The sequence below is a fragment of the Hydrogenophaga pseudoflava genome, from assembly GCF_004353865.1.
Taxonomy (GTDB): domain Bacteria; phylum Pseudomonadota; class Gammaproteobacteria; order Burkholderiales; family Burkholderiaceae_C; genus Hydrogenophaga; species Hydrogenophaga pseudoflava.
Window position 1 is genome coordinate 4,702,291 of the sequence record NZ_CP037867.1, and the last position, 17,865, is coordinate 4,720,155.

The 17,865-nt window shown below is 71.3% G+C and carries 19 protein-coding genes; 9 read left to right on the forward strand and 10 right to left on the reverse strand.

Going from position 1 to position 17,865, the window contains the following annotated elements; translation table 11 throughout:
* Positions 1–124: 124 nt before the first annotated feature.
* The gene (locus tag HPF_RS22595; protein WP_133157899.1) at positions 125–1,009 is read left to right on the forward strand and encodes an AraC family transcriptional regulator; all 885 of its coding nucleotides are present in this window, start codon (positions 125–127) and stop codon (positions 1,007–1,009) included.
* On the opposite strand, the gene HPF_RS22600 is transcribed toward HPF_RS22595, so the two are convergent.
* Complete coding sequence (locus HPF_RS22600; RefSeq protein ID WP_133157900.1) at positions 972–2,006, reverse strand: LLM class flavin-dependent oxidoreductase; 1,035 nt, start codon at positions 2,004–2,006, stop codon at positions 972–974. The two genes, HPF_RS22595 and HPF_RS22600, sit on opposite strands and share 38 nt — an antisense overlap.
* Positions 2,007–2,155: 149 nt before the next feature.
* On the opposite strand from HPF_RS22600, the gene HPF_RS22605 reads away from it, so the two are divergent.
* Genes HPF_RS22605 through HPF_RS22615 form a run of 3 tightly spaced genes read left to right on the forward strand, consistent with a single transcriptional unit; the run spans position 2,156 to position 4,118 of the window.
* A complete protein-coding gene (locus HPF_RS22605) occupies positions 2,156–3,256 on the forward strand; it encodes an alkene reductase (RefSeq protein WP_133157901.1) in 1,101 nt (366 codons plus the stop codon).
* A 44-nt stretch (positions 3,257–3,300) separates the two neighbouring features.
* Positions 3,301–3,711, forward strand: coding sequence for a SirB2 family protein (locus HPF_RS22610; RefSeq protein WP_079367306.1), 411 nt, complete (start codon positions 3,301–3,303; stop codon positions 3,709–3,711).
* The gene (locus HPF_RS22615) at positions 3,708–4,118 is read left to right on the forward strand and encodes a YbaN family protein (protein ID WP_133157902.1); all 411 of its coding nucleotides are present in this window, start codon (positions 3,708–3,710) and stop codon (positions 4,116–4,118) included. Before HPF_RS22610 ends, HPF_RS22615 begins: the two co-directional genes overlap by 4 nt.
* Positions 4,119–4,151: 33 nt before the next feature.
* On the opposite strand, the gene HPF_RS22620 is transcribed toward HPF_RS22615, so the two are convergent.
* Positions 4,152–5,081, reverse strand: a complete 930-nt coding sequence (locus HPF_RS22620) for a LysR family transcriptional regulator (RefSeq protein ID WP_066157125.1) — start codon at positions 5,079–5,081, stop codon at positions 4,152–4,154.
* A gap of 128 nt (positions 5,082–5,209) precedes the next feature.
* On the opposite strand from HPF_RS22620, the gene HPF_RS22625 reads away from it, so the two are divergent.
* Positions 5,210–6,166 (forward strand): Bug family tripartite tricarboxylate transporter substrate binding protein, encoded by a 957-nt coding sequence (locus tag HPF_RS22625; RefSeq protein ID WP_079367304.1) that lies wholly within the window; start codon positions 5,210–5,212, stop codon positions 6,164–6,166.
* A 7-nt stretch (positions 6,167–6,173) separates the two neighbouring features.
* Entirely contained in the window at positions 6,174–8,210 is a 2,037-nt protein-coding gene (locus HPF_RS22630) for a 4-oxalomesaconate tautomerase (protein ID WP_133157903.1), read from the forward strand.
* A gap of 5 nt (positions 8,211–8,215) precedes the next feature.
* On the opposite strand, the gene HPF_RS22635 is transcribed toward HPF_RS22630, so the two are convergent.
* From HPF_RS22635 to HPF_RS22655, 5 genes are all read right to left on the reverse strand, one after another.
* The gene (locus HPF_RS22635) at positions 8,216–9,409 is read right to left on the reverse strand and encodes a phosphoglycerate kinase (RefSeq protein ID WP_133157904.1); all 1,194 of its coding nucleotides are present in this window, start codon (positions 9,407–9,409) and stop codon (positions 8,216–8,218) included.
* A 103-nt stretch (positions 9,410–9,512) separates the two neighbouring features.
* A complete protein-coding gene (locus HPF_RS22640; protein ID WP_133157905.1) occupies positions 9,513–9,677 on the reverse strand; it encodes a rubredoxin in 165 nt (54 codons plus the stop codon).
* 33 nt (positions 9,678–9,710) lie between these two features.
* Positions 9,711–10,466, reverse strand: coding sequence for a cytochrome b/b6 domain-containing protein (locus tag HPF_RS22645; RefSeq protein ID WP_133157906.1), 756 nt, complete (start codon positions 10,464–10,466; stop codon positions 9,711–9,713).
* Positions 10,467–10,482: 16 nt separating this feature from the next.
* On the reverse strand, positions 10,483–11,001 hold the full coding sequence (locus HPF_RS22650; protein ID WP_133157907.1) for a diheme cytochrome c: 519 nt from the start codon (positions 10,999–11,001) through the stop codon (positions 10,483–10,485).
* 23 nt (positions 11,002–11,024) lie between these two features.
* Positions 11,025–11,438, reverse strand: coding sequence for a DUF1924 domain-containing protein (locus HPF_RS22655; RefSeq protein WP_133157908.1), 414 nt, complete (start codon positions 11,436–11,438; stop codon positions 11,025–11,027).
* Positions 11,439–11,544: 106 nt separating this feature from the next.
* Here HPF_RS22655 and HPF_RS22660 point away from each other — a divergent pair, with 106 nt between their 5' ends.
* The 3 genes from HPF_RS22660 to HPF_RS22670 are packed head-to-tail and all read left to right on the forward strand — an operon-like array spanning position 11,545 to position 13,950.
* Positions 11,545–11,898 carry a PepSY domain-containing protein gene (locus HPF_RS22660; protein ID WP_066159234.1) on the forward strand — a complete coding sequence of 118 codons (354 nt, stop codon included), beginning with the start codon at positions 11,545–11,547 and terminating at the stop codon, positions 11,896–11,898.
* Complete coding sequence (locus HPF_RS22665) at positions 11,895–12,557, forward strand: response regulator transcription factor (RefSeq protein ID WP_079364861.1); 663 nt, start codon at positions 11,895–11,897, stop codon at positions 12,555–12,557. The genes HPF_RS22660 and HPF_RS22665 overlap by 4 nt, the downstream gene beginning before the upstream one ends.
* A gap of 7 nt (positions 12,558–12,564) precedes the next feature.
* A complete protein-coding gene (locus HPF_RS22670; RefSeq protein WP_133157909.1) occupies positions 12,565–13,950 on the forward strand; it encodes a sensor histidine kinase in 1,386 nt (461 codons plus the stop codon).
* Here HPF_RS22670 and HPF_RS22675 read toward each other — a convergent pair.
* The 3 genes from HPF_RS22675 to HPF_RS22685 form a co-directional block, all read right to left on the reverse strand.
* Positions 13,872–15,686: a phosphoethanolamine transferase gene (locus tag HPF_RS22675; RefSeq protein ID WP_243721649.1), complete on the reverse strand. Its 1,815-nt coding sequence runs from the start codon at positions 15,684–15,686 to the stop codon at positions 13,872–13,874. The genes HPF_RS22670 and HPF_RS22675 overlap by 79 nt on opposite strands.
* A gap of 78 nt (positions 15,687–15,764) precedes the next feature.
* The gene (locus HPF_RS22680; protein ID WP_084397502.1) at positions 15,765–17,120 is read right to left on the reverse strand and encodes a sensor histidine kinase; all 1,356 of its coding nucleotides are present in this window, start codon (positions 17,118–17,120) and stop codon (positions 15,765–15,767) included.
* The gene (locus HPF_RS22685; RefSeq protein WP_133157910.1) at positions 17,117–17,848 is read right to left on the reverse strand and encodes a response regulator; all 732 of its coding nucleotides are present in this window, start codon (positions 17,846–17,848) and stop codon (positions 17,117–17,119) included. The genes HPF_RS22680 and HPF_RS22685 overlap by 4 nt, the downstream gene beginning before the upstream one ends.
* Positions 17,849–17,865: the final 17 nt, after the last annotated feature.

Here is a 17,865-nt window from a genome sequence, read left to right on the forward strand (position 1 = left end):
CTCCTGGGTTGGGGATGGAGGGCGGACCACCGGGCGGCGATCCGTGACACCCAGTGTCGGGTTGCGATCTGTTCAGATGGGATCATTTCGTACAGAATTCATACCCTTTCGTCCAAGCCCTGGCATGACCGTCCCGCCCCCGCCCATCGACCGCCTGTCCGGCCTGCTGGAGCGCTTTCCCGTGCGCGCCGAGCTGTCCTTCACCGGCACGCTCTGTGGGGTGCAGAGCTTCACGCCGCCGCCGGGCATGGGCTACCTGCACCTGCTGCGCCGGGGCACGCTCGATGTCACGCACCCGCCGCGGCAGGCTGTGCCGCTGCGCCTGCACCTGAGCGCGCCCGCGCTGCTGTTCTACCCGCGCGCCATCGCCCACCACTTCCACAACCCGCCCATCGAAGGCGCCGACTTCACCTGTGCGCAGCTGTGGTTCGAGGGCGGTCCGGCCCACCCGCTGGTGCGCACCCTGCCCGGCGCCATCGTGCTGTCGCTGGACGAGGTCGAGGGGCTGGGGGCTTCGCTGGAGCTGCTGTTCGCCGAGACCGCCCGTGTGCGCTGCGGCCACCGCCTGCTGGCCGACCGGCTGTTCGAGGTGGTGCTGATCCAGACGCTGCGCTGGCTGCTCGACCACCCGCGCGAGGCCGGCGTACCGCCCGGTCTGGTCACGGGCCTGTCGGACCCGCGGCTGGCGCGGGCCATCGTGGCCATGCACGACGCGCCCGGCGAGCCCTGGAGCGTGGAGCAGCTGGCGGTGGTGGCCGGCATGTCGCGCACCGGCTTCACCAGCCAGTTCCGGCAGCTGGTGGGCCAGACGCCGGCGGACTACCTGAGCGACTGGCGCATCGGGCTGGCCCAGACGGGCCTGGCACGGGGCAGCTCCATCAAGCAGCTGGCGAGCGAGCTGGGCTACGCCAACCCCTCGGCGCTGAGCCGCGCCTTCGCCGCCAAGACCGGGCACTCGCCGCGCGAATGGCTCAGGGGATCGTTGCCGCCGGCACCACCGGCTCACTGAGCCCCATCGCCTCGGCCGCGATGTCCAGCGAGCGCAGCCGCAGCGCGGGGTCGAACACGTCGCTCACCAGCATGAACTCGTCGGCCTGGGTGGCGTCGGCCAGCTGCTGCAGGCCGGCGCGCACCGCCTCCGGCCCGCCCACCACAGCGCAGGCCAGGAAGTCGGCGATGGCCGCGCGCGCCTGCGTGTCCAGCCGCTCCATGAAACCGTGCACCGGCGCCGGCAGCTGGCCGCGCCGGCCGGTGAGGATGCCCAGCACACGCTGGTAGGTGCTGCTGGCCAGGTATTCCGCCTCGTCGTCGGTGGGGGCGGCGATCAGCGGCACGCCGACCACGGCATAGGGCTTGTCCAGCGTCTTCGACGGCCTGAAGTTCTGCCGGTACATCTGCAGCGCCTGCAGCAGGTAGCGCGGCGCGAAGTGCGAGGCGAAGGCGTAGGGCAGGCCGCGCTCGGCCGCGAGCTGGGCCGAGAACAGACTCGACCCCAGCAGCCAGATCGGCACCTTGGTGCCGGCGCCGGGCATGGCGATCAGGCGCTGGCCGGGCTGCGGGTCGTCCAGCAGGCGCTGCAGCTCGGCCACGTCGCGCGGGAAGTCTTCTTCGGTCTCGACGCGGTCGCGGCGCAGCGCGCGCATGGTCAGCGGGTCGGTGCCGGGCGCACGGCCCAGGCCCAGGTCAATGCGGCCGGGGTGCAGCTCGGCCAGGGTGCCGAAGGCCTCGGCCACCACCAGCGGCGCGTGGTTGGGCAGCATCACGCCGCCGGAGCCGACGCGGATGCGCTGCGTGCCGCCCGCGATGTGGCCCACCAGCACGGCCGTGGCCGAGCTGGCGATGCCGCTCATGTTGTGGTGCTCGGCCAGCCAGTAGCGGGTGAAGCCCAGGCGCTCGACGTGCTGTGCGGTGCGCAGCGCGATGGCCAGCGCGTCGGCCACGGTGCCGCCTTCGCGCACGGCGACCAGGTCGAGCATGGACAGGCGGATGGAATGCAGAGGTTTCATGCGCGGGATTGTCCGCCTGTCGTGCGCGGTGTGCGGTCGCCGGCGCGATGGCCGGGGCACCGAAGGGATTTGTCGCCGGCCGGACCAGTCCCCCTGCCGGCCCGCGCTAGGCTGTGCGCCGTTTGTCCGTCTTACACACCGTTGTTCACATGACCACCCTCTTTGACCCCACCACCGCCGGCGACCTGCAGCTCGCCAACCGCATCGTCATGGCCCCGCTCACGCGCAACCGCGCGCCGAACGCAGTGCCCACCCCGCTGATGGCGACCTACTACACCCAGCGCGCCAGCGCCGGCCTGCTGATCACCGAAGCCACCGCCATCAGCCACCAGGGCCAGGGCTACGCAGACGTGCCCGGCCTGTACGCGCCCGAGCAGATCGCGGGCTGGCAGGCCGTGACGAGCGCCGTGCACGCGGCCGGCGGCAAGATCGTGACCCAGCTCTGGCACGTGGGCCGCGTCTCGCACAACGAGCTGCAGCCCGGCGGCGGCGCGCCCGTGGCCCCCTCGGCCCTCACCGCCAAGACCAAGACCGTGCTGCTCAAGGACGGCGTGCCGACCTTCGTCGACACCTCGGCGCCGCGCGCGCTGCAACTGGACGAGCTGCCGGGCATCGTGGACGACTATCGCCGCGCTGCGCAGGCCGCCATTGAAGCGGGCTTCGACGGGGTCGAGATCCACGCCGCCAACGGCTACCTGCTCGACCAGTTCCTCAAGACCGGTGCCAACCAGCGCACCGACGCCTACGGCGGCTCCATCGAGAACCGCGCGCGCCTGCTGCTGGAGGTGGTGTCCGCGGTGACCGAGGCCATCGGCGGCGGCCGCACCGGCATCCGCCTCTCGCCCGTGACGCCGGCCAACGACATCGTCGACGCTGACCCGCAGCCGCTGTTCGACCACGTGGCGCGCGCACTCGGCCCGCTGGGCCTGGCCTATGTGCACGTGATCGAAGGCGCCACCGGCGGCCCCCGCGAGCTGGCCGACCGGCCCTTCGACTACGCCGCGTTCAAGGCCGCCTACCGCGCGGCCGGCGGCAGCGGCGCCTGGATGGTCAACAACGGCTACGACCTGGCGCTGGCGCAGCAGGCCCTGGCCGACGGCGCCGACCTGGTGGCCTTCGGCCGCCCCTACATCGCCAACCCCGACCTGGTGGCGCGCCTGAAGGCCGGCGGTCCGTTCAACAAACCCGACAAGATGACCTTCTACGGTGGTGGCGCCGAGGGGTACACCGATTACCCCTTCCTGAACTGACGCAACCACGCTCCGCCGCTGCAGCCGCCTATGATGCGCGGACCATGCCCTCGCCCGAACTGATCGCCGCTCTCTACCCCACGGTGCGGTCTCTGCACATCACCCTGGTGACGCTCAGCGTCGCGCTGTTCACCGTGCGCGGTCTGGGCGTGCTGGCGGGGCAGGCCTGGCCCATGACGGGCTGGGCGCGCGGCCTGGCACCGGTCATCGACTCGCTGCTGCTGCTGGCCGGCGGCACGCTGTGGTGGCTGCTGCAGCTCAACCCCACGCAGAACCACTGGCTGCTGGCCAAGCTGGTGCTGCTGATCGTGTACATCGTGCTCGGCACGCTGGCGCTGAAACGCGCGCCCACGCGCGGCGCCAAGGCGCTCTGTTTTGTCGCCGCGCTGGCCGTGGTCGGCTTCATGGCCAGCATCGCCGTGGCACACCACCCGCTGGGCCTGTTCGCCTCATGAGCCAGGGCGACCAGGGCGCGGCGCCGGTCCACCACTCTCGCCTGGTGCGCGGCCTGCTCTGGGTCGCCGGCTCGGTGTCGCTGGTGCTGGGCCTGATCGGCGTGGTGCTGCCCGGCCTGCCCACCACGCCCTTCATCCTGCTCGCCGCCGCCTGCTACGCCAAGGCCTCGCCGCGGCTGCACGCCTGGCTGCTCAACCACCGGCTCACCGGCCCGATGCTGCGCGACTGGGAGGCGAACCGCAGCCTCACGCGGCGCACCAAGACCATCGCAGTGGTCTCGATGCTGGTGATGGTGAGCTTCTCGATCTGGAGCTTCCGCCACCGCTGGATCGCGCAGCTGGTGCTGGTGGTGCTGGGCGCGGTGGGCGCCTGGGTGGTGCTGCGCATTCCGACGCGCAAGCCCTGAAACTCCGCAGGCCCTGAGCCGCCGTTGGCCGTGTCAGGCCGCGGCCTTGCGCGCGCGCCGGCGCGGCTTGCCGGTCTGCATCTCGGCACAGAGGTTGTAGAACTCCTGCGCCGCTGGCGTGAGCACCGTCGAGCGGCGCTTGATCAGGCCCACCATGCGCTTGACCACCGGGTCCACCAGCGGCACGCTGGCCAGCAGCGGGTGGTCCTTGGCCGGCATGGCCATCGAAGGCACCACCGCCACGCCCAGCCCCGCCTCCACCAGACCGATCATGGTCGTGCCGTGCCGCGTCTCGTACAGGCTGTGCGGCTGCTCGGCCATGCCGGCCAGGGCCTGGTCCAGCAGCAGGCGGTTGCCCGAGACCTTGTCGGCCGCGATGTAGTCGTACTGCGCGAGTTCGGCCCAGCGCACCTGCCGCTTCTTCGCCAGCGGGTGGTCGCGCCGGCAGGCCGCCACGAACTGCTCCTCCACCAGCGGCTTGAACTCCACGTCGCCCTCCTGCGAGCCCACGAAGTTCAGGCCGAAGTCGGCCTCGCCGCGCGCCACCGCCAGCAGCACCGTGTTGGCGCTCTCGTCGATGATCTTCACGCGCACCCGCGGGTAGCGCTCGTGGTAACGCGCGATCACACTGGAGAGAAAGTAGTTCACCGCCGAGGGCACAGCCGCGATGGTGACCTCGCCCATGCGCGTGGCGGCCACGCCGCGAATGCCCAGCAGCGTGGTGTCCAGCGCGTCGAGGATCTGGCGCAGCTGGCGGTCGAAGTCGCGCCCCACCACCGTCAGGCTGACGCGCCGCGTGCTGCGCTCCAGCAGGCGCACACCCAGCGCCTGCTCCAGCTTGTCGATGCGGCGGCTGAAGGCCGGCTGCGAGATGTGGACCGATTCGGCCGCCTTGCGGAAGTTGCCGAGTTCGGCCACCGCGCGGAACGCCATGAGGTCGTTGAGATCGAAATGGACGGACATGGGAGGTGCTGGACACGGGGTTTCTGATTGATGCACATTGTGGATCAATCGATCCCAACTATGCAATTCACAGACATCTCCGGGCGACGGATCATTCGCCCACTTTCCCCAACACCGGAGACAAACCCATGAAGTCCACCCTCACCGCCATCGCCCTCGCCCTCACCGCCCTCACCAGCGCCGCCCAGGGCTTCCCCAGCAAGAACGTCACCATCGTCGTGCCCACCGCCGCCGGTGGCGGCAACGACCTGATGGCCCGCACCATCGCGCAGAAGCTGGCGCCCATGCTGGGCCAGAGCGTGATCGTGGAGAACAAGGCCGGCGCCAACGGCGCCATCGCCAGCGAGTTCGTGGCCCGCGCCGCACCCGACGGCCACACGCTGATGCTGGGCTACATCGCCACCCACGCCATGAACCCGGCGCTGCAGAAGCTGCGCTACGACCCGGTGACCGACTTCGAGCCGGTCGCCATGGTGGGCTACTCGGGCACGCTGATGGTGGCCAACGCCGCTGTGGGCGTGAAGGATGTGAAGGACCTGGTGGCCCAGCTCAAGGCCAAGCCCGAGCGCTACGTCTACGCCACCGCCGGCAACGGCACCGCGCCGCACTTTGCGGGCGAGCTGTTCAAGCTCAACGCGGGCGTCGAGATGATCGGCGTGCCCTACAAGGGCTCGTCGCCCGCGATCAACGACACCCTGGGTGGTCAGACGCAGTTCATGTTCCCCAGCCTGTTCTCGGCCCTGCCGCACGTCAAGGGCGGCAAGCTCAAGGCGCTGGCCATCGCCGGTCCGAAGCGCTCGCCGCTGCTGCCCGACGTGCCGACCATGAAGGAAGCCGGTGTCGACGGCGTCGAGGTGCAGCAGTGGTACGCGATCTTCGCGCCCGCCAAAACGCCGAAGGACGTGATCGCCAAGCTCAACAAGTCCATCAACGAAGTGCTGGCCGACAAGGAGGTCATCAAGCGCATGGAGGACCACGGCGCGGATGTCGAGACCAGCACGCCCGAGCAGCTGGGCAGCCTGGTGAAGACCGAGCTCGCCAAGTGGAAGAACGTGGTGGTCAAGGCCAGGATCACCGCAGACTGAGCACGCCATGTCCCTCTCCATCCCCTGCGTGCTGATGCGCGCCGGCACCTCGCGCGGGCCGTTCTTCCTGCGCGACTGGCTGCCCGAAGGCGACGAGGCGCGCGACCAGGCGCTGATCGGCGCCATCGGAGCGTCGGACCCGCTGCAGCTCGACGGCCTGGGCGGCGGCAGCACGCTCAACAGCAAGGTCGCCATCGTCTCGCGCTCCAGCGTGCCCGGCTGCGACCTGGACTACCTGTTCGCCCAGGTCGGCGTGGGCCACCGCTCGGTGGACACGCGGCCCAACTGCGGCAACATGCTCTCGGGCGTGGCGCCGTTCGCCATCGAACAGGGGCTGATCACCGCGCAGGACGGCAGCACCACGGTCCGCATCCACAACGTCAACACCGGCTCGCAGATCGAGGCCACGGTGCGCACGCCGGGCGGCAAGGTGAGCTACGACGGCGACGCGCGCATCGACGGCGTGGCCGGCACCGCAGCGCCCATCCTGCTGAACTTCCTCGACGCCTGGGGCGCGGTCACCGGCCAGGTCTTCCCCACCGGCCAGCGCATCGACACCATCGACGGGCTGGAGGTGACCTGCATCGACGCGGCCATGCCGCTGATGATCCTGCGCGCCATCGACCTCGGCCTCACCGGCCGCGAACGGCCGGCCGAGCTGGACGCCAACCCGTCGCTGCTGGCGCGCATCGAGGCGCTGCGGCTGGAAGCCGGCCGGCGCATGGGCCTGGGCGACGTGTCCAACAGCGTGGTGCCCAAGCCGGTGCTGGTCAGCGCGGGCGACTCACTGGACAGCATCACCTCGCGCTACTTCACACCGCACAAGTGCCACGCGTCGCACGCGGTCACCGGCGCCATCGGTGTGGCCACGGCGTTTGCTTTGCCTGGCACGGTGGCCAGCGGCATCGCGCGCCAGGCGGGCCGCCATGCGCTGGTGGTGCTGCACCCGGCCGGCCAGATCGATGTGGCGGTGGACATCGAAGGCGAAGGCGAGGCCATCGAGGTCAGGAGCGCCGCCCTGGTGCGCACCGCCCGCAAGATCATGCAGGGCATGCTGCACCTGCCGGGCTATGTGTTCCCGCCCGCGGCGGCGGTGCCCGGCAGCGTGGCGCCGTCGGCGTCCAGCGCGGTGCGCAACTTTCCGCAGCACGAGCTGCACATCATCGTGCCGACCAGCGCGGGCGGCGGCAACGACACCATGGCGCGCACGCTCACGCGCAAGCTGGGCCCCCTGCTGGGCCAGCCGCTGGTGGTGGACAACCGGGCGGGCGCCAACGGCAGCATCGCCGCCGAATACGTGGCCGCCGCCGAACCCGACGGCCACACCCTGATGTTCGGCTACATCGCCACCCACGGCATCAACCCCGCGTTGCAGAAGCTGCGCTACGACCCGGTGGCGGACTTTTCGCCGGTGGGCCTGATCGGCTATTCGCCCACGCTGCTGGTGGTGCCGGCGGCGCTGCCGGTGGACGATGTGGCCTCGCTGGTGCGGCTGCTGCGCGACGCGCCGGCGCCCATGGCCTACGCCTCGGCCGGCGAAGGCACGGTGCCGCACCTGGCGGCCGAGCTGTTCCAGCTGCAGACCGGCACGCGACTGACCCGCGCCGACTTCTCAGGCGCCGGGCCGGCGATCGCGGATGTGGCCAACGGCCTGGTGCAGCTGATGTTCCCGAGCCTGTTCACGGCCCTGCCCTACCTGCGCAGCAAGCGGCTGAAGGCCCTGGCGGTGGCGGGCACCGAGCGGCTGGCGGCCTGCCCCGATGTGCCGACGCTGTCGGAAGCCGGGGTGCCGGGTGTGGCCATGACCCAGTGGTACGCGCTGTTCGCGCCGGCCAAGACGCCGCACAGCGTCACGCGCCAGCTCAACACCGCGCTCAACACGGTGCTGCGCGACCCGGAGGTGGCGGCCCGCATGCAGGCCGAAGGCGCCCAGGTGCAGACCTCGACGCCGGGCGAGTTGCACGACCTGCTGCTCGCCGAGGGCGAGCGCTGGCAGGACGTGGTGCGTCAGACCGGCCTGCGCCTGAACATGGCCGCCGACTGAGCCGGTCAGGCCGCGCGGCGCGCGAGCACTTCAAACGCCGGCAGCGTCTTGCCTTCCAGCACTTCCAGGAAGGCGCCGCCGCCGGTGGAGATGTAGCCCACGTCCTTCTCGATGCCGTACTTGGCAATCGCCGCCAGCGTGTCGCCACCGCCGGCGATGCTGAAGGCGCTGGACTCGGCGATGGCTTGCGCGATCACCTTGGTGCCGTTCTCGAAGGCCGCGAACTCGAACACGCCCACCGGGCCGTTCCAGACGATGGTGCCGGCCTGCTTCAGTTTCTCGGCCAGCTTGGCCGCGGTCTTGGGGCCGATGTCCAGGATCAGGTCGTCGTCGGCCACCTCGGTCGCGGCTTTCACCGTCGCTTCGGCGTCGGCCGCGAAGGCCTTGGCGCAGACCACGTCCTCGGGGATCGGCACCTCGGCGCCGCGCGCCTTCATGGCGGCGATCACGGCCGTGGCCTCGCCCAGCAGGTCGGGCTCGGCCAGGCTCTTGCCGATCTTCAGACCCGCGGCCAGCATGAAGGTGTTGGCGATGCCGCCGCCGACGATCAGGCCGTCGACGTTTTTCGCGAGCGATTGCAGGATGGTCAGCTTGGTGCTGACCTTGCTGCCGGCGACGATGGCGACCAGCGGGCGCTTGGGCGCGGCCAGTGCCTTGCCGATGGCGTCCATCTCGGCCGCCAGCAGCGGGCCGGCGCAGGCGATGGGTGCCGTCTCGGCGATGCCGTAGGTCGTGCCTTCGGCGCGGTGCGCGGTGCCGAAGGCGTCGTGCACGAAGATGTCGCAGAGCTTGCCCAGCTTGGCGGCCAGCTCGGGCTTGTTCTTCTTCTCGCCCACGTTCAGGCGGCAGTTCTCCAGCAGCACCACCTCACCGGGGGCGACCGAGAAGTCGCCGTCGACCCAGTTGGCGACGACGCGGATGTTGCGGTTCATCAGCTGGCCCATGCGCGCGGCGACCGGGGTCAGCGAGTCTTCGGGCTTGAACTCGCCTTCGGTCGGGCGGCCCAGGTGGCTGGTGACCATCACGGCAGCACCGGCGTCCAGCGCCATCTGGATGGCCGGGATGCTGGCGCGGATGCGGGTGTCTTCGGTGATGTGGCCGGCGTCGTCCTGCGGCACGTTCAGGTCGGCGCGGATGAAGACGCGCTGGCCCTTGGCCTTGCCCTGGGCGCAGAGATCGGAGAAGCGGATGAATTGCATGATGAAGCCTCGGTCGGACAGCCGTGCTGCCGGATGCGGGAAGTCGCGGCGGGGCCGCGGGAAAAGGACCGGGGCAAATTGTAGGGAATGCGCCAGGGCCGGGTCACAGCTCCGCCATGACGAAATCGGACTTGCCCACACTGCACTCCGGGCAGAACCAGTCGGCCGGCACATCGGCCCAGCGCGTGCCCGGCGCGATGCCGTGATCGGGGGCGCCCGCGGCTTCGTCGTAGACCCAGCCGCACACCACACACATCCAGACTTTCATGTCGTTCCTCGCTTTCTTGCGTTGCTGCGTTCGTCAGTCGTCATCGCCGTGGTCCTGGGTCGCCATCTGTCCCCACGCATGGGTCGGAATCAGCCCCCTGGGCGACTGCTGCCACTCCCAGGCGCCGTAGGCCAGCACGGCCACCAGCATCAGGACCGCCAGCCAGACCCGGTTGTGCGGCACCGGATTCGGCCCGTGCCCTTCGAGGCGGCCGGTGAGCATGGGTGAGGCCATGTTCTTGCGCCGCAGCAGGCTCAAGGCCGCGATCAGGGCCAGGTGCGCCAGCACCACCATCAGCATGGCCTCGCCGAAGAACTCGTGCAGCTCGCCCAGCCAGTCCTCGCCGGGGAACACGCCCCATTCGTTGAAGGTGGCGTAGCCGGTCAGCGTCAGCGGCAGCACCAGCACCATCAGGGCCACCACGGCCAGCGCCATCAGCAGGTTCTGCCCCTGGCGCCAGTTGATCGCCGACAGCGACGCCGCCGCGCGCAGCGAGCGCAGCCAGGCGGGCGCGGCGGTCAGCTTGCGCCAGAGCAGGCCCATGCCCGCCTGGCGCGGACCGAAGAGGCCGTAGAGCACCCGGAAGACCAGCAGGCCGGCCAGGGTGTAGCCCAGGGTGACGTGCAGCATGCGCCAGCGTTCGCCGTCGGCCGTGAGGTAGGCGCCGAGAAAGCTCAGCGCGAACAGCCAGTGGAACATGCGCGTGGGCGCGTCGGTGATGCGCCGCACGGGGGCCGCGCTGGTCTGCGCCGCGCGGGCACCGGGGTTCAGTGAGGTGGAGACGTTCATGGTGTGCTCCCTGTGTTCAGTCGTGCCAGAAGCGGCGCAGGCCCAGGCTCACGCCGGCTGGCAGCCGGATGTTGTCGTCGTCGAAGTCGCCCCGGTCGGCGCCGGTGTGGCAGGCGCCGCAGTTGGCGGGGCTTTTGATGGCCGCGTGCTTCCACACCGAGGGCGGAATGTCGTCGTGCTTGCGCGCGAACCAGGCCGAGCGGGTGAGCCGGTCCTGCGGCGGCTCTTCGTTGACCCGCTTGTAGGTGCCGGCGTTGGCCTGCAGCCAGGTGGAGAGCTGCCGGACCGTGGCCTCGTCCAGCGAGGCGTCGGTGCCGTAGTGTTTGTCCAGGCCGGTCATGATGCGCTGCCACGAGCGCGCCGGCAGCAGGCCGGGCGAATAGGCGGTGTGGCAGGCCGCGCACTCGGCGGTGTAGGCCTGGGGCATGTCGCGCGGCATCCTGCGGCCGCCATCGGCATGCGCGGCGCCGAGCGCGGCCAGGCCCAGCAGGACGGCCAGACCGGGGCGGATCAGTCGTTTGGAGCGGGTGTTCATGGCGTGTCCTTGGCGATGGGGTGTCACTTCAGGCCGTTCAGGTAGGCCAGCACGTCGGCCTTTTCGGCGGCGCTGCATTCGCGCGAGAGCACGTCGTTGCAGTTGCGCTTGAACCACTTGTCGACCTTGGCGCTGTCGGTGAAGGCCTTGGCGTTGAAGGCCGGCGCCAGCGGTGCGATCACCTTGCCGGTGTTGGCGTGTTTGCCCTGCGCCGTGGGCGGCATGCCGTGGCAGGACGCGCACGACCATTCGCCGCCGTGCCTGGCGTTGAAGAAGGCCTGGCCCTTGCTTGCATTGCCCGGCGCGCCGGCCTGGGCGCTCCAGTGCTGCAGCTGGGCGGCGGCCGTGGTCTCGGCGGCCAGGGCGGTACCGGCGCACAGCAGCGACAGCAGCGACAGCAGGGCGGCGGGGAGGATGGACAGCGGGCGGAAGTTCATGGGGTCCTCGGTGGGTGTGGTGTGGGTGATGCTGCGACCCGCCGCTTGAACCAACCCTGAACCCGGTGTTCATCGCGCGTTCAGTTCGGCGGCGCACAATCGGCCCATGGCTTCTTCGACCCGCCACCTTTTCCTGCTCCGCGCTTCGACACTGGTGCTGGCCGCCGCGTTGTCGGCGGGCGCCGTGGCGCGCGACCGCGGCGACCACGAACGGGCCCGCGAGGCCTTGGTGGCGGGCCAGATCCTGCCGCTGCGCACGGTGCTGGAGCGCCTGGAGCGCGAACAGGCCGGCCAGGTGCTGGAGATCGAACTGGAGTCCGAAGGCCGGCGCTGGATCTACGAGGTCAAGCTGCTGCAGCCGGGCGGCCAGCTGCTGAAGCTGGAGGTCGACGCCAGCACCGGCGAGGTGATCGGGCGCCGCGAGCGCCCGCCACACCCGTCCCGCGGAGACGCGCGGTGAGGCTGCTGCTGGTCGAAGACGAACCGACGCTGCGCGCCCAGTTGCGCGAGGGGCTCATGGCCGCCGGCTATGTGGTGGACGAGGCCGACAACGGGCGCGACGCGCACTTCCTGGGCGACACCGAAACCTTCGACGCCGTGGTCCTCGACCTGGGCCTGCCGGTGCTCGACGGGCTGACCGTGCTCAAGCGCTGGCGCGACGCGGGCCGGTCCATGCCGGTGCTGATCCTGACCGCGCGCGACCAGTGGAACGAGAAGGTGGCCGGCATCGACGCTGGCGCCGACGACTACCTGACCAAACCCTTCCACATGGAAGAGCTGCTGGCCCGCGTGCGCGCCCTGATCCGCCGCGCCAGCGGCCAGGCCTCGCCGGTGCTGCGCTGCGGCCCGCTGGCGCTGGACACGCGCAGCGGCCGCGTCACCTGCGACGGCCAGCCGGTCACGCTCACCAGCCACGAGTACAAGGTGCTGGACTACCTGATGCACCGGCTGGGCGCGGTGGTCTCGCGCAGCGAGCTGACCGAACACATCTACGCCCAGGACTTCGACCGCGACTCCAACACCATCGAGGTCTTCGTCGGCCGCCTGCGCAAGAAGCTGCCGCCCGAGCTGATCGAGACCGTGCGGGGCCTGGGCTACCGCATGGCGGCCCCCTCATGAGGTGCTGATGCCCTGGCGCCGGGCCCTGTCGCTGCGGGTGCGCTGGCTGGCGGCCACGCTGGCCGCGCTGGCCGTGGCGCTGGTGCTGGCTGGCGTGTTCCTGCACAGCCTGTTCCAGGACCATGTTCTGCGCCAGTTCCAGACCACGCTCACACAGCAGCTGGACCAGCTCACCGCGCGGCTGGAGTTCGACGCCGCCGGCCAGGCCAGCATCGACCCGGCCCAGCTGTCCGACCCGCGCTGGCACCGCCCCTACTCGGGCCTGTACTGGCAGCTCGACGAGGTCGGTGCGCCCGCCGACGCACAGGGCGCGCTGCGCTCGCGCTCGCTCTGGGACGACCGGCTGCGCCCGGAGCCCGACGTGCCGGCCGACGGCCAGCTGCACGTGCACCAGGGCACCGGCCCGCGCGACGCGCCGCTGCTGCTGGTGGAGCGCACGGTGTACCCGGCCGACGCGCCGCAGCGGCGCTGGCGGCTGGTGGTGGCGGGCGACCTGCAGGAGGTCACCGCCGCCTCGGACCGTTTCGCGCGCGTGCTGGCGCTCTCGCTGCTGGGCCTGGGCCTGCTGCTGGCGCTGGCGGCGCTGGCCCAGGTGGCCGTGGGCCTGGCACCGCTGCGTGCGCTGCAGCGCGCGCTGACCGCCCTGCGCGAAGGGCGCACGGCGCGGCTGCAGGGGCAGTTTCCTGCCGAGGTGCAGCCGCTGATCGACGACTTCAACCGCGTGCTGGACCGCAACGCCGAGGTGGTCGAGCGCGCGCGCACGCAGGCCGGCAACCTGGCCCATGCGCTCAAGACCCCGCTGGCGGTGCTGGACCAGGCCGCCAGCCGCGCCGACGGCCCGGACCCGGCGCCGCTGGCGGCCCTGGTGCGCGACCAGGTGGGCCTGGCCCGGCGCCACATCGACTGGCACCTGGCGCGGGCGCGCGTGGCGGCCTCGCAGCGCCTGCCCGGCCAGCGCACGCCGCTGGCGCCGGTGCTGGCAGGCCTGCTGCGCGTGATGGCCAAGGTGCACGCCGAGCGGGCGCTGCGGCTGGACTGCGCCGACATCCCCGCCGACTGGGCCTTTGCCGGTGAAGAGCAGGACCTGCAGGAGATGCTGGGCAACCTGCTGGACAACGCCTGCCTCTGGGCCCGCACGCGGGTGCGGGTCGAGGCCCGGCTGGACGGCGGGCAGCTGCAGGTGGTTGTGGAAGACGACGGCCCCGGCATCGCGCCGGAGCAGCGCCAGGCGGTGCTGGCGCGCGGTGTGCGGCTGGACGAGGCCACGCCCGGCAGCGGCCTGGGTCTGGCCATCGTGGCCGACCTGGTGGCGCTCTACGGCGGCGCGCTGGCGCTGGAGGCCGGCAGCGCCGGCGGGTTGCTGGCGCGGATCAGCCTGCCCGCGGTCCGCTGACGGGTGCGGCGGCGGCCGGCAGCAGGCAGCAGGCAGGGTTCGAACAGGTTCAGGCCCGGCCGGCGCACCGCGGTCGAGACGTCCATCAGCCCCAGCACCGAATGGAACAGGTGGTCGTGCGAAACCGACTGCTCGGCGCGCTCGCGCAGGCAGTCGGTGCGCACGCCGCTGCGCTGCTGCATCCCCTCGGACAGCCAGGCCACCATGGGCACATGCGTCTGCTGCTGGGGCGCCAGCGCGTAGGGCACGCCGTGCAGGTAGAGGCCGTTCTCGCCCAGCGATTCGCCGTGGTCCGAGACGTAGAACAGCCCGGTATCGAAGCTGCCCTTGGTCGACTGGGCGCGCAGCCACGACAGCGCGTGGTTGAGGAAGCGGTCGGTGTAGGCGATGGAGTTGTCGTAGGCGTTGACCAGCTCCTCCTGCGAGCAGTCCGCCAGCGTGACGCTGCGGCACTCGGGCTGGAAGGGTTTGCGGTTGGCCGGCGAGCGCTTGTGGTACGCCGGCCCGTGGCTGCCCATCTGGTGCATGACCAGCACCACGCCACGCGCGCGGCGCTGCGGATCGAGCGCGGCGATGCGGGCGTCCAGCCCGTGCATCATGGCCTCGTCCAGGCACTCGCCGCCTTCGCACAGGCCGGGGATGGGAGCGTCCGCGATGCGCACCGTGGGCACGCGGTCGCACACGCCCTTGCAGCCGGCCTGGTTGTCGATCCACAGCACCGCCAGACCGGCGCGCTGCAGCACATCCAGCAGGTTCTCGCTGCGCGCGGTCTCGTCGCCACCTTCCTTGCGTGTGAGGGGCGAGAACATGCAGGGCACGGACACCTGGGTGCTGGTGCCGCAGGAACTGGCGCGGGGGAAGTTCACCAGACCACCGCGCGCGCGCCAGCCGGTCAATGACGGGGTGGTCGGGCGGCCGTAGCCGTTGAGGCTCCAGTTCTGCGCCCGCGCGGTCTCGCCCACCACCACCAGCAGCAGCGGCGGCCGGCTCTGCGCCGCATAGCTCGCCCCCAGCCGCGCATCCTCGCCCACCGGCAGCAGGGGCTGCGCCGCGTGCTGGCCACGCTCGGCCAGCAGCGTGCCCGAAGCCGCCAGGGTGTTCATGGGGTTGATCATGTAGCGCAGATCCTTGTGGCCGCGCATGAGGGAGGCCAGGCCCTGGTAGCCGGCCAGCAGGGCGACGGCGGCCACCGCCAGCGAGAGCGCCAGCAGACCGAGGTTGTGCCGCAGGCGCAGCAGCGCCGCCTGCGGTGCGGGCGGCGCCCGCCAGATCCACCACAGCGCCGGGCCGGCGATGGCCAGCAGGGCCATCAGCAGCGGCCAGGACAGCAGGTCCCGCACCTCGTTGGCATTGGTCTGCGCCACATTGGCCATCATGGTGCTGTCGATCACCACGCCGTACTGCCACATGAAGTGGCTGTTGAACGCGGTGGCCAGCACCAGCACCGTGGCCAGCGGACGGAACACGCGCGGCCAGTGACACAGCGCCAGCAGGGCCAAGGTGCCGGCGACCAGCACCAGCCCCAGGGTGAGCATCAGTCCTAGGCGGTGGTCGACGGTGGCGGTCAGGGCGGCCACGCGCTGCCACAGGGGCAGGTTGCCGGGCACGGCCAGCCACAGCGACAGCACCACCAGAAGGGTCAGCGGCCCGCGGGCGTCGCCGCGGACCAGCGACAGGCCGGTCACTCCCCGGCCGGGAACAGAAGAAGACAGCTGCATGGGAAACAGCGGGGACATCGCCCCGAATGTGGCACTGCCGGCAGTGTCTTTCGACGACGTTAAACGAACCTTATCGCGCGGCATCGCCCCGTCCCCTCAGGCGGGCCACCGCAGCGAAAAGCGCGTGGTCATCGGCGCCACCCCGTTGTCGCGCTCCAGCCGCGCGCCCAGCTCTTCGGCGATGCGCTCGACCAGGCGCAGGCCCAGACCCAGGCCGGACGAGGCCTGCGCCGCAGGCGCGGTCACGCCGGCGCGCTGGCCGTCGTCGCTCACCGACACGCCCTGGCCCCGGGCATCCCGCCACACCGACACCTCCACCTGCGTTCCCGGTGGCGTGTGGCGCAATGCGTTCTCGATCAGGTTGCGCAGCGCCAGCTCCAGCAGCATGGGCTGGACCTGGACACTGACCTCGCCCTGCTCCTGCACCAGCGACATCTCGTGGTCGCTTTCGTAGGCCAGCTGGGCGTGGGCCGAGATCAGGTGGGCGGCCATCTCGCCCAGCGCGGTGTCCTGCACCGCATCGCCGGCCTGCGCCTGCTGCCCGGCGCGCTGGGCGCGCGCCAGGTCCAGCAGCTGGGTCAGGATGCGGCCAGCGCGCAGGGCCTCCTGCTCCAGCCGCGCCAGCCGCTGCGGCGAGGGGTCGGCCTGCGCGGCGCGGGCCTGCAGCGTGATCGCGGTCAGCGGTGTGCGCAGCTCGTGCGCCACGTCCGAGGCGAACTGGCGCTCGCGCTGGGCCTGCGCCTGCAGGCCGTCGACCATGGTGTTGATCGCCGTCACCGTGCTGGAGAACTCGTGGAAACGGTGCTGCGTGTCCAGGCGCTGCCCGGCAAAGCCGTCGAGCGCGGCCACCTCGTCCGAGAGCTGATCCAGCGGGCGCAGGCCGCGGCGGATGGTCCACCACATCACCAGCGCCACCAGCGGCAGCAGGATCAGGGACGGCGAGGCCAGGTGCTCGGCGATGTCGCTGGCCAGCACATAGCGCTTCTTCAGGTCCAGCAGGGCCGCCACGCGGCGCTCGTGTCCATCGGCCCGGTAGGTCTCCACGTAGGCCCGCCAGTTGTGCGGCTCGCCATGGGCATCGCGGACCACCACCGTCACCAACCCCTTCTCGGGCAGCGTCGCCAGGTCCAGGCCGGCGACGAGCTGGTCGCTGTCGGTCACCAGGCGGCCGTTGTCCCAGACCAGGAGGGCCACGTCCTGCGCGTACTCGTGCACGTCCTCGCGCGGCACGGGCAGGGGGGCCGAGACCGGCCCTTGATTCCAGGACGCGGTGCCCAGCCAGAGCTGCGCCACCGCGACCAGGTGGCCGTCGGTGAACTTGCGCGTCTCGCGCAGGCTGGTGCTCCAGCCCACCGCCACCATCACCACCCAGACCGCCAACTGGGCCCCGAGGGTCCAGATCAGCAGGTGGCGCGACAGTGTGCGGCGTGTGGCGGGCAGCGGCAGTTTCACAGGCCTCCGGTGGTATCGGCCGGTTTCGCCGCGGGCGGCTCCTGGGGCACGAAGTAGCCCACGCCGCGCACGGTCTTGATCAGCGATTCGCCCAGCTTGCGACGCAGGTGGTGCACGTGGACCTCGATCGCATTGCTCTCCAGCCCCTCGCCGAAGCCGTACATCGCGGACTCCAGCCGCGCCTTGGACAGCACCTGCGGCTTGGCCTGCAGCAGGGTCAGCAGCAGGGCGAACTCCTTGCCGCCCAGCGCCACCGGCAGGCCGGCGCGTTCGACCGAGCGCGTGGCCGGGTCGACCACGATGTCGCCGTATTCGATCACCGGCTTGCTGCGGCCGCTGGCGCGCCGCAGCATGGCGCGCAGCCGGGCCAGCAGCTCGTTGGGGTCGAAGGGCTTGACGATGTAGTCGTCGGCGCCCTCGTCCAGGCCGAAGATGCGGTCGCTCACGCCGTCGCGCGCGGTCATGATCAGCACCGGCAGGTCCCGCTGCGGCAGGGAGGACTGGCCGGGCCGGCGATCGCTCTGGCGCCGCAGGCGGGTCAGCAGGTCCAGGCCGTCGCCGTCGGGCAGACCCAGGTCCAGCAGCACCGCGTCGAAAGGCTCGACGCACAGGGCCGTCCACGCCGACTCCAGCGTACCGCACACGTCCACCGCATAGCCGGCCTGCCGCAGCGACAGGCTCAGGCCGCTGGCAATACCGGGATCGTCTTCCACCACGAGTGCTCGCATGTTCTTCAGGACGGCGC

Coding starts and splice junctions, on each gene's coding strand:
- HPF_RS22675 (WP_243721649.1), bottom strand. CDS start 15,686: ATGTCCCCGCTGTTTCCCATGCAGCTGTCTTCTTCTGTTCCCGGCCGG.
- HPF_RS22630 (WP_133157903.1), top strand. CDS start 6,174: ATGTCCCTCTCCATCCCCTGCGTGCTGATGCGCGCCGGCACCTCGCGC.
- HPF_RS22655 (WP_133157908.1), bottom strand. CDS start 11,438: ATGAACTTCCGCCCGCTGTCCATCCTCCCCGCCGCCCTGCTGTCGCTG.
- HPF_RS22610 (WP_079367306.1), top strand. CDS start 3,301: ATGCCCTCGCCCGAACTGATCGCCGCTCTCTACCCCACGGTGCGGTCT.
- HPF_RS22670 (WP_133157909.1), top strand. CDS start 12,565: ATGCCCTGGCGCCGGGCCCTGTCGCTGCGGGTGCGCTGGCTGGCGGCC.
- HPF_RS22645 (WP_133157906.1), bottom strand. CDS start 10,466: ATGAACGTCTCCACCTCACTGAACCCCGGTGCCCGCGCGGCGCAGACC.
- HPF_RS22615 (WP_133157902.1), top strand. CDS start 3,708: ATGAGCCAGGGCGACCAGGGCGCGGCGCCGGTCCACCACTCTCGCCTG.
- HPF_RS22600 (WP_133157900.1), bottom strand. CDS start 2,006: ATGAAACCTCTGCATTCCATCCGCCTGTCCATGCTCGACCTGGTCGCC.
- HPF_RS22660 (WP_066159234.1), top strand. CDS start 11,545: ATGGCTTCTTCGACCCGCCACCTTTTCCTGCTCCGCGCTTCGACACTG.
- HPF_RS22650 (WP_133157907.1), bottom strand. CDS start 11,001: ATGAACACCCGCTCCAAACGACTGATCCGCCCCGGTCTGGCCGTCCTG.
- HPF_RS22635 (WP_133157904.1), bottom strand. CDS start 9,409: ATGCAATTCATCCGCTTCTCCGATCTCTGCGCCCAGGGCAAGGCCAAG.
- HPF_RS22640 (WP_133157905.1), bottom strand. CDS start 9,677: ATGAAAGTCTGGATGTGTGTGGTGTGCGGCTGGGTCTACGACGAAGCC.
- HPF_RS22625 (WP_079367304.1), top strand. CDS start 5,210: ATGAAGTCCACCCTCACCGCCATCGCCCTCGCCCTCACCGCCCTCACC.
- HPF_RS22685 (WP_133157910.1), bottom strand. CDS start 17,848: ATGCGAGCACTCGTGGTGGAAGACGATCCCGGTATTGCCAGCGGCCTG.
- HPF_RS22620 (WP_066157125.1), bottom strand. CDS start 5,081: ATGTCCGTCCATTTCGATCTCAACGACCTCATGGCGTTCCGCGCGGTG.
- HPF_RS22605 (WP_133157901.1), top strand. CDS start 2,156: ATGACCACCCTCTTTGACCCCACCACCGCCGGCGACCTGCAGCTCGCC.
- HPF_RS22595 (WP_133157899.1), top strand. CDS start 125: ATGACCGTCCCGCCCCCGCCCATCGACCGCCTGTCCGGCCTGCTGGAG.